General features: G+C 68.5%; 11 protein-coding genes. 5 read left to right on the top strand and 6 right to left on the bottom strand.

From position 1 onward, the window contains the following. Positions 1 to 819: 819 nt before the first annotated feature. From G6N25_RS04830 to G6N25_RS04810, 5 genes are all read right to left on the bottom strand, one after another. Entirely contained in the window at positions 820 to 1893 is a 1074-nt protein-coding gene (locus G6N25_RS04830) for an AAA family ATPase (protein ID WP_083073252.1), read from the bottom strand. Positions 1894 to 1991: 98 nt separating this feature from the next. Beyond that, positions 1992 to 3200 (bottom strand): hypothetical protein, encoded by a 1209-nt coding sequence (locus G6N25_RS04825; RefSeq protein ID WP_083073251.1) that lies wholly within the window; start codon positions 3198 to 3200, stop codon positions 1992 to 1994. A 146-nt stretch (positions 3201 to 3346) separates the two neighbouring features. Beyond that, positions 3347 to 4621 (bottom strand): hypothetical protein, encoded by a 1275-nt coding sequence (locus G6N25_RS24080; RefSeq protein ID WP_158084860.1) that lies wholly within the window; start codon positions 4619 to 4621, stop codon positions 3347 to 3349. A 1315-nt stretch (positions 4622 to 5936) separates the two neighbouring features. After that, positions 5937 to 7529 carry a phospho-sugar mutase gene (locus tag G6N25_RS04815; RefSeq protein ID WP_083073250.1) on the bottom strand — a complete coding sequence of 531 codons (1593 nt, stop codon included), beginning with the start codon at positions 7527 to 7529 and terminating at the stop codon, positions 5937 to 5939. A 4-nt stretch (positions 7530 to 7533) separates the two neighbouring features. Further along, positions 7534 to 8328 carry a purine-nucleoside phosphorylase gene (locus tag G6N25_RS04810; protein ID WP_142272541.1) on the bottom strand — a complete coding sequence of 265 codons (795 nt, stop codon included), beginning with the start codon at positions 8326 to 8328 and terminating at the stop codon, positions 7534 to 7536. Positions 8329 to 8448: 120 nt separating this feature from the next. Here G6N25_RS04810 and G6N25_RS04805 point away from each other — a divergent pair, with 120 nt between their 5' ends. From G6N25_RS04805 to G6N25_RS04795, 3 genes are all read left to right on the top strand, one after another. Further along, a complete protein-coding gene (locus G6N25_RS04805; RefSeq protein WP_083073249.1) occupies positions 8449 to 9633 on the top strand; it encodes a M20 family metallopeptidase in 1185 nt (394 codons plus the stop codon). After that, on the top strand, positions 9630 to 10799 hold the full coding sequence (locus tag G6N25_RS04800; protein WP_083073248.1) for an amidohydrolase: 1170 nt from the start codon (positions 9630 to 9632) through the stop codon (positions 10797 to 10799). The genes G6N25_RS04805 and G6N25_RS04800 overlap by 4 nt, the downstream gene beginning before the upstream one ends. A 137-nt stretch (positions 10800 to 10936) precedes the next feature. Continuing rightward, positions 10937 to 11824 carry a hypothetical protein gene (locus tag G6N25_RS04795; RefSeq protein ID WP_083073247.1) on the top strand — a complete coding sequence of 296 codons (888 nt, stop codon included), beginning with the start codon at positions 10937 to 10939 and terminating at the stop codon, positions 11822 to 11824. A gap of 58 nt (positions 11825 to 11882) precedes the next feature. Here the strand turns inward: G6N25_RS04795 and G6N25_RS04790 are convergent, their stop codons facing one another. Continuing rightward, complete coding sequence (locus tag G6N25_RS04790; protein WP_083073246.1) at positions 11883 to 12368, bottom strand: gamma-glutamylcyclotransferase; 486 nt, start codon at positions 12366 to 12368, stop codon at positions 11883 to 11885. A 72-nt stretch (positions 12369 to 12440) separates the two neighbouring features. On the opposite strand from G6N25_RS04790, the gene G6N25_RS04785 reads away from it, so the two are divergent. Both G6N25_RS04785 and G6N25_RS04780 read left to right on the top strand, forming a co-directional pair. Next, complete coding sequence (locus tag G6N25_RS04785; RefSeq protein WP_083073245.1) at positions 12441 to 13880, top strand: NAD(P)H-quinone dehydrogenase; 1440 nt, start codon at positions 12441 to 12443, stop codon at positions 13878 to 13880. 67 nt (positions 13881 to 13947) lie between these two features. After that, the gene (locus G6N25_RS04780) at positions 13948 to 15702 is read left to right on the top strand and encodes a glycerol-3-phosphate dehydrogenase/oxidase (protein WP_083073244.1); all 1755 of its coding nucleotides are present in this window, start codon (positions 13948 to 13950) and stop codon (positions 15700 to 15702) included. The last annotated feature ends 8 nt before the right edge of the window (positions 15703 to 15710 follow it).

Here is a 15710-nt window from a genome sequence, read left to right as displayed (position 1 = left end):
CCTGTTGGCCGGTGTGGGCGCTGGATGCCCGTCTTCGCGGGGGCCGGCGCAGTATATTTGACGCGGGAATCGACGTGACGGTCACCGCGGGGCTGGGCCCGGGTGACTAGTGTTGTTCGGGGTGTCTACCGCACGGTGACCCGGTCGCATCCATCGGGGGATCGCGAAGGCTGGGGGTAATCCCGGCTTTTCTCAGGTTTGTGCTGAGGGGCTAGGACGACCACGACGTGTCGGAGACACGCTTCCGAAGCGTGTCACAGCAAATCAGATAATTCACTATATTCCTTGCCAAATGGTTCTATGGCAATGAGCGTAGCTATCGTGAGTGAGGAGCGGGTGCGGGTCCCACTTGTTACCGATAGGTACTTTCAAACTGAACTATCACAGCATCAGATAAATGTTGCTGATCTACGCAGAAACATATATCTACTAGTAACTTCTAAGGTCCACAGTGATTGCTGTGCTGTGTGTTCTCGAAGTGATCGGCAAATGTCTGTCGAAAGTCCCGCGGACTCAGGTTCTTCCTAGGTATGTCCAGCTCGTCGGCCGGTAGGGACCGGCCCTTCACCGTGAACTACCCAAGTCTGGCTCTCCCTCAGCGAATCGCTTCGTTGCCGCTTGCCCTGAAGTGGTTGCCCAGCAGTCTTTTGGGATCTGGCTGGTCCTCTTAACATGCGAGAAAGCGTCGCCGGGGATGGCGAGCCGGCACTCTCATTGGCGCTGTACGGCATAGCGGCCAGGGCGAGGACCCCAGTCCGTCCGCACTGGTCACTAGCGATGCCGGCGGGGGGATTTCTATGGCTGCGGGCAGTCGTTGGTTTAGGTGGTCACGGCTGGGTGTGTTGCGGTGAGGGCGCGTTGCATGTCGGTGGTGTTGACGTGGAGAACACCGGGGTTGGTGCGTACGAGGTGTTCGAGGTCACGGCGGTGGGGTGCGAGTCGGTGTAGCCGGCGCAGCCGTGCACGCCGACACGTCAGAATCACGTCACATGCGTAGTGGGCGTTACCGGCAACATCGAGCAGTGTGCCGTGGCCGTAGGGGATGGATCGCAGTCGGGCCGCTTCGGTGCGCAGTAGTTCCCATGCGGTGTCTTCGACGATCAGGTTTTCCTTGCCGGCTAAGCGGCGCCCGAGAGCCACGATGTCGTCGGGGGTGGGGCTGGTGAAAGCCACGGTGTGGGGAAAGCGACCGGCCAGCCCGGCATGGGTGGTGAGGAAGTTCTGCATGGGGGTGGGGTGGCCGGCGAGGATGACGACCAGTTCGCCGCGGTAATCCGCGACGTGGGTCTGCAGGGCGGCGATCACATCCCCACCGTGAGGGTGGTTGTCGGTGTGGGGGGCCAGTTGGTGGGCTTCGTCGAGGAGCAACACCCCACCACGCGCGTCGTCGCACACAGTTTTCATCCTGGCCGCGCTGCGCGAAGGATCACCCGCCACGATGTCGTGGGCGGTGATCTCGGTGACCTCCGGGCGGGTGATTGTGCCGAGTCCGAACAGCACTTCAGCGATCACTCGGGCGAACGTTTTTTTCGCTGTGCCCGGCGCGCCGAGCAACACCATATGGTTTTCCCGGCAGGACGTCACCGCGCCGCCGTGCTCAACACGATGATGGTGGTCGTTTTGTAGGGCGGTGCGCCATGTCGTGAAGTGGTCTTTAGCCTCGGCCACACCGATCAGTTCGTCGATGCGTGCTTGCGCCCACTCCAGCACTTCCTGACACTCGCGAGCCAGTGCGGCATCCGCGTGCGCCTCCCGACCGGTGTTGGTGGTGACGTTTCGGCATCTCGACTTTTCGAGCACCGGGCGTGTCCGTGGAATCAGCCAGATACCGGTAGCGGCCAGGACCTCGTCGGTGGTGTCTTCGTCATCCCATTGCTGCCAGCCCACAGACATCAGCGACCACCGGACATGCCCGCTGGCAGTGAGGAATTAGTGCCACACCACCACATAGGTGTCGCCGGCATACACCGCAGCCACAACAACAGGAGGGCTTACAGCGCCGACAGGATGTGCAGCGCAACCTTGGAGAGGTCGACCGACAGGGTTGTCGCCAACGATCCCGCGAGATTCGCCCCCAATGATCCCGCGACTTCTGCGGCCAACGACGGGCCCAGCGACGCGGCGATATTGGTCACCGCCGCCGGATCAAATGCCTTGAGCACACCAGCCGACAGACCGGCCATGGCGTTGCTGGCTGCCGGGGCCAGGGCCGCGAACTCGCTTCCATTCGCCGCCGCGGCGGCCGCCGCACTAGGGATACCCGCATAGGTTCGGATGACGTTGAGTAGGTTGTCGAAGGCGATTTGCGGGGTGGGGAACCCGGTGGCCAGGACGTTCCCCAAGTATCCCAACGCGTACTCGAGGCTGCCGCCACTCATGATGTTCTGGGCGTTGGGAGCGACCATCTTGTTGGCAAGCCCTTGGGGGGTCACGGTGATGAGGTACTTGAGGAAACCGGCAGACCCATCAGCGATCAAGCCGGTGCTGTAGAGCCCGGTTTTTGCGTTGAGGGTTCCGTTGAACACCGAGTTTGTCACCAGCGCGGGAATATCGATCGCGTTGATCACAGCGCCGAGCGGATCTCCCGCGACGAGTGAATTGTAAACATTCTGGACCCCCACACCGAGCGGAGTGAAAACCGTGCCCATAAAGTGATCGGCAAAGTACCCGGCGATATTGGCTATTCCGGTGGTTGTCAGGTAGTCGGTCGCGTTCGCGAGGTTCTGCGTAATCGGATTAAGAATTGTGGGGATGCCCTCGAGCGGTTTAAAAACATCTAAGGCAAGACCCCCCCATATCGTTGACGTAAGTGCGGGAATCCCAGCGGCGAAGTTTCCCGCCGCCAGATCAGTCAGTCCAATGAGGATCTCCGGTATGAAATCCGCGCTACCCGGTGTAGCGGCGGTCCCGAGAAGGTAGCCGACCGCGCCGGTTCCGAACGCTTGGTAGGGCTGCACGTATTGGACTGCGTATTGCAAAAAGTTGGCGGCGATCTGTTGTGAAGCCGCGAACGGAAATTGCTGAAATTGTGTGTACAGCGATGAGAGGTTGGTGCTCGCGGCCTGGAATGTGGTGATCCAGTCTTGGATGGGGTTGGCGACGTAGTCGGTGAATTCGACCGCGCGTTGCTGCAGATCGGTCATGCTGTGTTGGATGTCGGCGGCCAGATCGTTGGAGACCGTCGGGGTGAGGGCGATCATGCCCGCGGATATTGTCGCGGCGGCCGCGATGACGAGGGGCAGAGGGCCTGCTAGCTGTTTCATGTGCGTTTACTTCCTTTACTGTGGGTGGTCTGGGTGTCCGTAGCCTGCATCCGTTGCATGCAGGACCGTCAGGTCTATCCGCGCTAGGGGGTCACGCTGCCGGGGGAGCCGTTTTGGCCGAGAAGCCCGGCGAGGCCCCCGGCGCGGATACGCGTGGCGGTGGCAGCGTCACCGCCGTTGCCGCCGTTGCCGGCGAGCATCCCGCCCAAACCGGCCGCACCACCATTCCCGCTGCCGGATGCGCTACCACCGCTGCCCCCGTTGCCGACCAGCCAGGCACCGTTACCGCCGACACCGCCGTTACCGGGGGATGAAGCGACGCCGGTGCTGCCGTTGCCGCCGGCGCCGCCGTTACCGAACAGGAAGCCACCGGCGCCGCCTCGGCCGCCGGCACCGCCGAAGAGGCCGATAGTGTCGCCGCCGATACCACCGGTGCCGCCGTTGCCCATCAGGATGCCGCCGGGACCGCCGGCGCCCCCGTCGTTGAGGTGGATTCCTGAGGCGCTGGTGATGTTCGCGCCTGTCCCCCCGTTGCCTCCGTTGCCGAACAATCCGGCGGCACCGCCGGCCTGCCCGAGGGGATTTGCGGCGGTGCCGGCTGCGCCTGCTCCGCCGTTGCCGAAGAGGAATCCACCGTCGTGGAGGGTGCCGAAGAGCCCGGTTTGGCCGAGCAGTGAGGTGTTGGGGCCGGTGAAGTTGTTGACACCGTTGCCGATCAGATCGCGCCCGAACAGGTAGAGGAACGGCGCGTTGAGTATCCCGTCGATTTGTTGGCCGGTGGGGCTGGCTATCCAGGTTTGGCCGGCGGTGTAGATCATGTTGTAGACGTTGCTGAAGCCGCCGTACACGAGGTTGTTCAGTTGAACATTCCCGGCAGCGTTAGCCGCGGCCGCGCTGAGTCCCCCACCACTAAAGGCAGCAGCGGCACTGGCATGCAGGCCTTCTAGGGCGGTGTTGAGTCCGCCGGTGTTGAAGGCGGCAGCACTGGCGGTGAGGCTGTTGGTGATGCTGGCCAGGGCAGCCGAATGAACGCCTTGGAAGGCGGCGGCGCTGGCGTTGAGGCTGTTGGTGATGCCTTCGAGGGCTGCGGTATGCAGGCCTGCGAGCGCGCCCGCACCGATACCGTTGATCGCGGTGGTGCCTGCGTTAGCGGCGGTGCTGACGGCGCCCATCACGGGTTGGATGATGGGGTTGATGATCATGTCAAGTACCCCGGCCTGGGCAGAAGGTGCGGCGGCCACCGGGGTCATCGCGGCGGTCAGGAACGCGCCGGCTGCGGTGCTTAAGCCGACCACACGGCCACGGCTCGCCTTGGCGTTGCGGCGGTCCCGCCTGGTGCTGTGCTGCTTACGCTTCATGGGAGCGCCTTCCTGTCATGACCGATAAAACGAGTCAGAGCCGTGTTTAAAGCTGGGGGCTGGTGACTTTCGTTCTGGATTCGCAGTGTGTTTGGGATTACGACACGCTGAACATACCTGAGAATTACATTGAGGAATTCGCGCAATAAAGTGGTCAATGAGCTGCGGTGATAGGAATTTCGCAGCAAAAAATTCCGTTCAAAATAACCCCGGAATTATTGGTCTTTTGGAATGCTTGCGGGCGCTGCCACGCCCAGGATTTGGTGGTGTTTTCGCCCCGCTGCCCTTCACGGGATTGGAGGCGTCGTCGAGTGCTGACCCGACGGCAGTGCGGACGTGTCTGACGGTCACCCGCCGAGGCTCGTGACGTGGGAAGCAAATGTCGCCATCGGGGCGGGTGTGGCCGGGTCGGCGGGCCGGCGAGGTGTGGGGATCTTGTCGGTGTTGACGAAGGCGTTTCTCGGCGATCGCCTTTGATCACAGCGTATTTAGGGTCCCCGCCTTGTTGCCCAGGTAGGCGGCGGCCAGCTTATCGGTGTACTCCATTGGCTGGTGTGGGCACCGTAGGTCTTGTCTTCGCGGTGGCCGCCGCAGCACGGATGATGCGGGAATTGACGGCGGCGGTCACCGCGGGCTGCGCCCGGGGGTGACGGGTGCTGTTGGGGGGTGCCTACCTGGACGGCGACACGGGCCGCGTCCATCAGGGAACCGGGAGGGTTGGGGGTAATCTCGTTTTTTCTCAGGTTTGTGCCCGATGGCCTAGGGCTTCACGACATGTCGTAGACATGTTTGCGACGTGCGTCGCAGCAAACTCGGCAATTCACCGTATTCCTTGCCAGGCTGTTATATGGCAATGGATGGAGCTATCTTGAGCGGGGAGCGGGTACGGGTCCTGCTTGTTACCCGCAGGTACTTTCAAATTGAACTATCACAGCGGCAGATCAATGTTGCTGATATACGTGGAAACAGTGTAATAACAGCTACTATTTAACTTCACGGAGATTGCTAGGCTGTGTGTTCTTGAAGTGATCAGCAAATGTCTGTCGAAAGTCCCGCTGACTCAGGTTCTTCTCAGGTATGTCCAGCTCGCCGACCCGTAAGGACGGGCCCTCACCGTGAGCTACCCGAGCCCGGCTCTCCCTCAGTGAATCGCTCTGTTGTCACATGCCCTGAAGTGGTTGCACAGCGGCCATTTTGGGATCTGGCTGGTCCTCTTGACACACCAGAAAGCGTCGTGGGATGGCGAGTAGCCGGCACTCTCGTTGTCGCTATGACGGCATAGCAGACATGGCGATTACCCCAGACCGTCCGCAGCTCACCACCGTCGTACCGAAGCGACCAGTTCGTCGCGCAGCGCGCCGGCCCGTTCCCGGGCGAGTCGCAGGTCTTCGGTCACCGCGCAGTGAACCTCCAAGTAGCACTTCAGCTTCGGCTCCGTCCCCGAGGGCCGGACCACCACTCTGACCGAAGCTTCGTCGTCACCGCTGGTGAAGATCAGCGCGTCGGCGATGTCGGTGGTGGTGGCCGCGAAGCCGGCCAGCCTACTCGGCGGGGCGGCCCGCAGCCGCCGCATCAGTTCGGCGGCCTCGTCGGCGTCGGCGACCCGTCGTGACACCGCCGCGACGGCGTGCACGCCGTGCCGCCGGGCGAGGTCGTCGAGCGCGCCGGGCACCGAACGACCCCGCCGCTTCAGGCTGGCCACCAGATCGCACACCAGCACCGCGGCGCTGATGCCGTCCTTGTCGCGCACCGCGTCCGGGTCGACGCAGTGCCCGATCGCCTCCTCATAGGCGTACACCAGGCGTCCGCCGGGCACGTTCTCATCGGCGCGCGCCAGCCACTTGAAGCCGGTGAGGGTCTCGACGTGGGTCGCGCCATGGTCCGCGGCGATCTTCGACAGCATGCGCGACGACACCACGCTGCTGGCCACCACTGCACCGGCTGTGTTCCCGTGCGACAGGATGTAATCGCCTAGCAGCCAACCGGTTTCGTCGCCGGACAGCATCCGCCAGCCGGTCGCCCCGGATCTCCCCAAGGGGATGCCGACCGCGCATCGGTCGGCGTCGGGATCCAGCGCGATCGCGACGTCGGCCTCGACATCGGCGGCGACCGCGAGCAAGGCGTCGGCGGCGCCGGGCTCCTCGGGGTTGGGGAACGCGACGGTGGGGAAGTCGGGGTCGGGCGCGAACTGGGCCCCGACGGTGTGCACCTCGTGGAGTCCCGCGCGCCGCAACGTTTCGACGGCCACCGCGCCGCCGACCCCGTGCAGCGGGGTCAGCGCCACCCGCACGGAACCGTCGGAGCGGCGCACCGCCGCCGCGCGCCGGATGTAGCGCTCGACGAGGCCGGTGTCGGCGGGCGCGACCGGCGCGCGGGCGATCTGGTCGGGCGGGGGAGCGTCGGCCATCGCCGCCTCGATGCGGCGGTCCGTGGGGGACACGATCTGGATGCCGCCGTCGAAGTACACCTTGTAGCCGTTGTCGGTCGGCGGATTGTGGGACGCCGTGATCTGTATCCCGGCGGCGGCGCGGGCCTCGCGCACCCCGAACGCGACCACGGGCGTGGGCACCGGCCCGGGCGCCTGCAGCACCGGAAATCCCTCGGCGGCAAGCACTTCGGCGGTCACGGTGGCGAAGACCGCCGAGCCGTGCCGGGCGTCGCGCCCGACGATCACCGGCGCGCCGGCCAGGCCGCGATCCTTGAGGACTTGCGCCACCGCCCACGTGGCCCGGGACACCACCGCGACGTTCATGGCGTCGGGCCCGCCGCGCACCGGACCGCGCAACCCGGCGGTGCCGAACCGCAGCGGGCGGGCGAACCGCGCGGCGAGCTCGTCGGGACCGCACGCGGCGAGCTCGGCGGCGGTCTTCGGGTCGGGATCGTGGGCGATCCACTCCTCGGGCGTCACGTCGTCAGAGCCGGGCTATCACGGCGGCCAGCAGCGCGCCCATCCGGCCTGCCGACGCGGCCCCGGCGGCCAGCACCTCGGCGTGGCTCAGCGGCTCGCCGCTGAGCCCGGCGGCCAGGTTGGTCACCAGCGACACGCCGAGCACCTCGGCGCCGGCGGCCCGGGCCGCGATGGTCTCGTGCACCGTCGACATGCCCACCAGGTCGGCGCCCAGCAGCCGCAGCGCCCGGATCTCGGCGGGCGTCTCGTAGTGCGGCCCGGGCAGGCCGGCGTAGACGCCCTCCGTCAGCTCCGGGTCGGCCCGGCGCGCGAGCTCGCGCAGCCGCGGCGCATACGCGTCGGTGAGATCCACGAATTGCGGGCCGACCAACGGCGACCGCGCCGTCAGGTTGAGGTGGTCGCCGATCAGCACCGGCTGGCCGACCGTCATGTCCGGGCGCAGGCCGCCGGCCGCGTTGGTGAGGACGACGACGCGCGCCCCGGCCGCGCACGCCGCCCGCACCGGGTGCACCACGTGGCACAGGTCGTGCCCCTCGTAGGCGTGCACGCGACCGACCAGCACCAGCACCCGGTGCTCGCCGATGCGCATCGACAGCAGCTCGCCGGTGTGCCCGACGGCGGTGGGCGGTGCGAATCCGGGCAGCTCCGCCTGGGCCAGCGCGACGGTCGGGGAGCCGAGCGCCGCGACGGCCGGCCGCCATCCCGACCCCAGGACGATCGCGACGTCGTGCTCGGGGATGCCGGTGCGCTCGGCGATCGCCCGCGCCGCCCGCCGAGCCAGTTCGTCGGGGTCGCTCACACTGCGGGAGCCTAGCCCGGCGACGCCGAGCAGACACAGAATCGCACGCGAGGCGACCTCGCGGTGCGATTCTGCGGCTGCTCGCGGAGGGCGGGACCCGGGCGGTGGGATACTGCCAGAATGCCCACCGCAACCGCACTGGACGGCGTCGAGGACGTCGTGCGGCGGCGCGGCGGCGACCTCGTCGAGTTGTCCCACGCGATTCACGCCGAGCCCGAGCTGGCGTTCGCGGAGCATCGCAGCTGCGCCAAGGCGCAGGCGCTGGTCGCCGAGCGCGGTTTTGAGATCACCGCGCGGGCAGGCGGTTTGGACACCGCCTTCCGCGCCGACTTCGGCAGCGGGCCGCTGGTCGTCGGGATCTGCGCCGAGTACGACGCCCTGCCCGAGATCGGGCACGCCTGCGGGCACAACATCATCGCGGCGTCGGCGGTGGGCACCGCGCTGGCGCTCGCCGAGGTGGCCGACGACCTGGGGCTGACGGTGGCGCTCGTGGGGACCCCCGCCGAGGAGGCCGGCGGCGGGAAAGCCCTGCTCCTGCGGGCCGGGACGTTCGACGACGTCGCCGTGGCGGTGATGGTCCATCCCGGGCCGACCGACATCGCCGGGGCCCGCTCGCTGGCGTTGTCCGAGGTGATCGTGGACTACCGTGGCAAGGAATCGCACGCCGCCGTCGCGCCGCACCTGGGGCTCAACGCCGCCGACGCCGTGACCGTCGCGCAGGTGGCCATCGGGGTGCTGCGGCAGCAGCTGGCGCCGGGGCAACTGGTGCACGGGATCGTCACCAACGGCGGGCAGGCCGTCAACGTCATCCCCGGGCGCGCGACGTTGCAGTACGCGATGCGGGCTTTCGATTCGGATTCGCTGCGGGAGCTGGAGGGCAGGATGTTCGCGTGCTTCGCCGCGGGCGCGCTGGCCGCCGGCTGTGAATACGAGATCGACAACCCCGCACCGCCCTACGCCGAGCTCAAACCCGACCCGTGGCTGGCCGGGGTCTGCCGGGAGGAGATGCGCCGGCTCGGGCGCGAGCCGGTGGCGCCCGACGTCGAGGCGCGGCTTCCCCTGGGCAGCACCGACATGGGCAACGTGACGCAGGTGCTGCCGGGGATCCACCCGGTGATCGGCGTCGACGCCGGCGGTGCGACGGTGCACCAGCGCGCCTTCGCCGCGGCCGCCGCCGGTCCCAGCGCCGACCGTGCCGTCGTCGACGGCGCGATCATGTTGGCGCGCACGGTCGTTCAGCTGGCTCAGGCCCCCGACGAACGCGACCGGGTGTTGGCCGCGGCGGAACGCCGGGCCGCCACATGAGCCTGGTTGACACCGCCGAATCGTGGCTGGCCGCGCACCACGAGGACCTGATCGCGTGGCGCCGGCACATCCATCGCTACCCGGAGCTGGGCCGGCAGGAGTACGCCACCACCCAGTTCGTCGCCGAGCGGCTGGCCGACGCGGGCCTGAACCCGAAGGTGCTGCCCGGCGGGACCGGGCTGGTCTGCGACATGGGTCCCGAGCATGAGCCGCGGATCGCGCTGCGGGCCGACATGGACGCGCTGCCCATGGCCGAGCTGACCGGCGCGCCGTACGCCTCGACGATGCCGAACGTCGCGCACGCCTGCGGGCACGACGCGCACACCGCGATCCTGCTGGGCACCGCGCTGGCCCTGGCGTCGGTGCCGGAGCTGCCGGTCGGGGTGCGGCTGATCTTCCAGGCCGCCGAGGAGTTGATGCCCGGCGGGGCGATCGACGCCATCGCGGCCGGGGCGCTGTCCGGGGTGTCGCGGATCTTCGCGCTGCACTGCGACCCCCGGCTCGAGGTCGGCAAGGTCGCGGTCCGCCACGGCCCGATCACCTCGGCCGCCGACTCGATCGAGATCGCGCTGTACTCGCCCGGCGGGCACACGTCGCGGCCGCACCTGACCGCCGACCTGGTCTACGGGCTCGGCACCCTGATCACCGGGTTGCCCGGGGTGCTGTCGCGCCGCATCGACCCGCGCAACGGCACGGTGTTGGTGTGGGGCGCGGTCAATGCGGGCGTGGCCGCCAACGCCATTCCGCAGACCGGCGTGCTGGCCGGCACGGTGCGCACCGCGAGCCGGCAGACCTGGGTCGGCCTCGAGGAGATCATCCGCGAGGCGGTGTCCGCGCTGCTGTCGCCGCTGGGCATCGAGCACACGCTGCGATACCACCGCGGCGTGCCGCCGGTGGTCAACGAGGAGGTCTCGACGCGCATCCTCACCCACGCGATCGAGGCCGTCGGCCCCGACGCGCTGGCCGATACCCGGCAGTCGGGCGGGGGCGAGGACTTCTCCTGGTATCTGGAGGAGGTTCCCGGCGCGATGGCGCGGCTGGGCGTCTGGTCCGGCGAGGGGCCGCAGCTGGACCTGCACCAGCCGACGTTCGACCTCGACGAGCGGGCCCTGGCGATCGGGCTGCGCGTGCTGGTCAACATCGTCGAGCAGGCTGGTCTTTTGTAACCCCTTCGACCGCGAGCGTGCGTGTTTGCACACGACACGCCGCGCGCTGCTGGCATTCTGCGCACGCTCGGCAGGGGTCAACAGGGGTGCACAGGGGTGAATTGTGGGCTCGCCGCGGTGCGCCGACGATACCGGGCGTGAATGCGGAGCTCGAACGGCTGCTCGATGCGCAGGGCGGCGTGGTGACCTCCGCCCAGGCGTTGACCCACCTCACCCGCCGCGGCCTGGAGTTTGGCCTGAAATGCGGTGTGCTGCAAAAGGTTTGGTATGGAGTTTACGGCCGCGGCGAGATCACCGACGCGCTGCGACTGCGCGGCCTGGATTTGGCGACGGGGACGACGATCGCGGTGTGCCTGAGCACCGCGGCGGCTGCATACGGCTTCGACACTGAAGAGGACAGGGACCTGCACGTGCTCAATCCCGGCGGGCAACAATTGCGGCCGACCCGCGGTCTGGTGGTACACCGCCGTGCGGGCGCGCCGCTGGCCATCGTCGCCGGCCGGCCGGCCACCACGCCCGCGTGGACGGCGATCGAGGTGGCGCGCGGCCTGCGCAGGCCAAGAGCCCTGGCGACGCTGGACGCCGCGTTGCGCGGCGGCACCTGCGACCGCGACGGGCTGCGGCGCGTGCTCAGGCGGCATTCCGGGCGGCGCGGCGTCGTCGCGGCTCGGGAGTTGCTCGAGTTGGCCTCGCCGCTGGCCGAGTCGCCGATGGAGAGCGAGGCGCGGCTGGTCATGCTCGACGGCGGCCTGCCGCCGCCCGTGTTGCAGTACGAGATCGTCGACCTGACCGGCCGAACCTGGCGGCTTGACTTCGCCTGGCCCGCTTGCCGCGTAGCGGCCGAGTACGACGGCGTCGACTGGCACAGCGGGCCGGACGCCTTTCTCCGGGATCGCCGGCGTTCCGCGGCGCTCCAGGACTTGGGGTGGCTAGTCGTGCCGATCGTCTTCGGGGACGTCAGGTATCGACCCCGCGAACTTGTTGCCCGGATCGAACGGCGACTGGAGCGGGCCAGCGCCGCGTGAGCGTGCGCAGAATGCCGGCCGGACGCGGCGTGTCGTGTACAAACACGCACGCTCGCGATCAGTCTTGGGCGCTCGTGCCGGGGCCGATGTTGCGGGCCGGGCGGGTCCGCAGGTTGTGCACGTAATCCTCTGGCGCGCCGGCGATTTCGGCGGCGTCGGCCATCACGCCCAGGTAGCGCGCCGACGGCAGGCCGCCCTCCCAGGCGTCCAGCACGTACAGCCACGCCAGCACGGGATCGGTGGTGGTGTCCGACGACAGCCGCTCCACCCTGCAGCGGATCTTCTTGTGGACGCCGAACTCGGAGCCCTCCCACCGGTCGAGGTTCATCTCGTCGGCCGGCGTCATGTCGTAGAGGACGACGAACACCTTGGAGCCCGGGTCCTCGACGACGGTGGCCAGCGCCCCCTCCCAGCCGATGTCCTCGCCGCCGAACGTCAACCGCCACCCGTGCAGCCAGCCCGTTCCGGCCATCGGCGAGTGGGGTGCGCGCTTCAGCATCTGCTCGGGATGCATGTTCGACCCGTACGCGGCGTAGAGCGGCACGGGGAAAGCTTAAACGGCACAGGCCCGAGCGCTATTCACCCGAGCGGTTCGCGGGCGATTAGGTTAGGGCGTGTGGTGACCCGCATCGTGATCCTCGGCGGCGGCCCGGCCGGTTACGAAGCCGCGCTGGTCGCCGCCACGCTGCGCCCGGAACACCCCGACGCCGCCCAGGTGACCATCATCGACTCCGACGGCATCGGCGGCGCGGCGGTTCTGGACGACTGCGTGCCGTCCAAGACGTTCATCGCCTCCACCGGGCTGCGCACCGAACTGCGTCGAGCGCCCCGGCTGGGCATCGACATCGACATCGACGACGCCAAGATCTCGTTGCCGCAGATCCACGCCCGGGTCAAGGCGCTGGCGTCGGCGCAGTCGGCCGACATCAAGGCCCACCTGCTCAGCGTGGGCGTGCACGTGGTCGCGGGCCGGGGCGAGCTGATCGACTCCGCGCCCGGCCTGGCCCGCCACCGCGTCAGGGCCACCCATTCCGATCCGGGGCCCGACGGCCCCGTCACCAGCGAATACGAGGCCGACGTCGTGCTGATCGCCACCGGCGCCAGCCCGCGGATCCTGCCGTCGGCGCGGCCCGACGGCGAGCGCATCCTGACCTGGCGGCAGCTCTACGACCTGGAGGCGCTGCCCGATCACCTCGTGGTGGTGGGCTCCGGGGTCACCGGCGCCGAGTTCGTCAGCGCCTACACCGAGCTGGGCGTGCAGGTGACCGTGGCGGCCAGCCGGGACCGGGTGCTGCCGTACGAGGACGCCGACGCCGCGGCGGTCCTGGAGGAGTCCTTCGCCGAACGCGGCGTCCGGCTGTTCAAGAACGCCCGCGCGGAATCGGTCACCCGCACCGAAGCCGGCGTGCTGGTCACCATGACCGACGGGCGCACCGTCGAGGGCAGCCACGCCCTGATGACCATCGGGTCGGTCCCCAACACCGGCGGCCTCGGCCTGGAACGGGTCGGCATCGAGCTGGGCCCCGGCAATTACCTACCGGTGGACCGGGTTTCGCGCACCTCGGTGCCCGGCATCTACGCCGCGGGGGACTGCACCGGGCTGCTGCTTTTGGCGTCCGTCGCCGCCATGCAGGGCCGGATCGCGATGTATCACGCGCTGGGCGAGGGCGTCAGCCCGATCCGGCTGCGCACGGTGGCGGCGACGGTGTTCACCAGGCCCGAGATCGCCGCGGTCGGGGTGCCGCAGTCGATGATCGACGACGGTTCGGTGCCCGCCCGCACGATCATGCTGCCGCTGCGGACCAACGCGCGAGCCAAGATGTCGGGGCTGCGGCAGGGATTCGTGAAGGTCTTCTGCCGGAAGTCCACCGGCGTGGTGATCGGCGGCGTGGTCGTGGCGCCCATCGCCTCCGAGCTGATCCTGCCGATCGCGGTGGCCGTGACAAACCGCATCACCGTGAACGAATTGGCGCAGACGCTGGCCGTTTACCCGTCGCTGTCCGGTTCGATCACCGAGGCCGCTCGTCGGCTGATGGCCCACGACGATCTGGACTAGCCTTGGTAAAGCAGCGTCCTACTGGCCAGTAACCGACGGGAGTTTCGGCGATGAGGAGACCTGCGCCGTGAGCGATCCGATCCACGCACCCGGCGAGCAGCGCTCGCCGGCCTCCGAGCTGGGACCGCGGCAACGCGCGCTGGCCTGGGAGCGGCTCGGCGCCGAGCAGTTCGACGTGGTGGTCATCGGCGGCGGCGTGGTGGGCTCCGGGTGCGCACTGGACGCCGCCACCCGCGGGCTCAAGGTGGCGCTGGTCGAGGCGCGCGATTTCGCGTCGGGCACCTCGAGCCGCTCGTCGAAGATGTTCCACGGCGGGCTGCGCTACCTCGAGCAACTGGAATTCGGCCTGGTCCGCGAGGCCCTCTACGAGCGCGAGCTGTCGCTGACCAAGCTGGCACCGCACCTGGTCAAGCCGCTGCCGTTCCTGTTTCCGCTCACCCGGCGCGGGTGGGAACGCCCCTACATCGCCGCCGGCATCTTCCTCTACGACCGCCTCGGCGGCGCGAAATCCGTTCCGGCGCAAAAGCATTTGACCCGCGCCGGCGCCCTCCGGTTGTGCCCGGGCCTGAAGCGCACCTCCTTGATCGGCGGGATTCGCTACTACGACACCGTCGTCGACGACGCCCGCCACACCATGACGGTCGCGCGCACCGCCGCGCACTACGGCGCGGTGGTGCGCTCGTCGAGCCAGGTGGTCGCGTTGCTGCGCGAGGGCGACCGGGTGACCGGCGTGCGGGTCCGCGACTCCGAGGACGGCGCGATCAGCGAGGTCCGCGGCCACGTCGTGGTCAACGCCACCGGGGTGTGGACCGACGAGATCCAGGCGCTGTCCAAGCAGCGCGGGCGGTTCCAGGTGCGCGCGTCCAAGGGCGTGCACGTGGTGGTGCCGCGGGACCGCATCGTCAGCGACGTCGCGATCATCCTGCGCACCGAGAAGTCGGTGATGTTCGTCATCCCGTGGGGCAGCCATTGGATCATCGGCACCACCGACACCGACTGGGACCTCGACCTGGCCCACCCCGCGGCCACCAAGGCCGACATCGACTACATCCTGGGCACCGTCAACACCGTGCTGGCCACCCCGCTCACGCACGCCGACATCGACGGGGTGTACGCCGGGCTGCGGCCGCTGCTCGCCGGCGAAAGCGAGGAAACGTCCAAGCTGTCCCGCGAGCACGCCGTGGCCGTGCCCGCGCCCGGCCTGATCGCGATCGCCGGCGGCAAATACACCACCTACCGGGTGATGGCCGCCGACGCGATCGACGCCGCCGCCCAGTTCGTCCCGGCCCGGGTGGCGCCGTCGATCACCGAGAAGGTGAGCCTGCTGGGCGCCGACGGCTACTTCGCGCTGGTCAACCAGGTCGAACACGTCGCCACGCTGCAGGGCCTGCACCCGTACCGGGTGCGCCACCTGCTGGACCGCTACGGTTCGCTGATTGACGACGTCCTGGGCCTGGCGGCCGAAACCCCCGGCCTGCTCAGCCCGATCAAGGAGGCGCCGGGCTACCTGAGGGTGGAGGCGCTGTATGCGGTCACCGCCGAGGGCGCCCTGCACCTGGAGGACGTCCTGGCCCGCCGGATGCGCATCTCCATCGAATACCCGCACCGCGGCGTCGACTGCGCCCGCGAGGTGGCCGAGGTGGTGGCGCCGGTGCTGGGGTGGAGCGCCGAGGACGTCGACCGCGAGGTCGCCAACTACACGGCGCGGGTGGAGGCCGAGATCCTGTCGCAGGCCCAGCCCGACGACGTGTCGGCGGACGAGTTGCGGGCCAGCGCGCCCGAGGCGCGCGCCGAGATCCTCGAGCCGGTGCCGCTCAGTTGAGGGCGCGC

It is taken from the genome of Mycobacterium heidelbergense (assembly GCF_010730745.1).
Classification (GTDB): domain Bacteria; phylum Actinomycetota; class Actinomycetes; order Mycobacteriales; family Mycobacteriaceae; genus Mycobacterium; species Mycobacterium heidelbergense.
The sequence above is the reverse complement of the archived record's forward strand: the minus strand, read 5'-3'. Positions and strand labels throughout refer to the sequence as shown.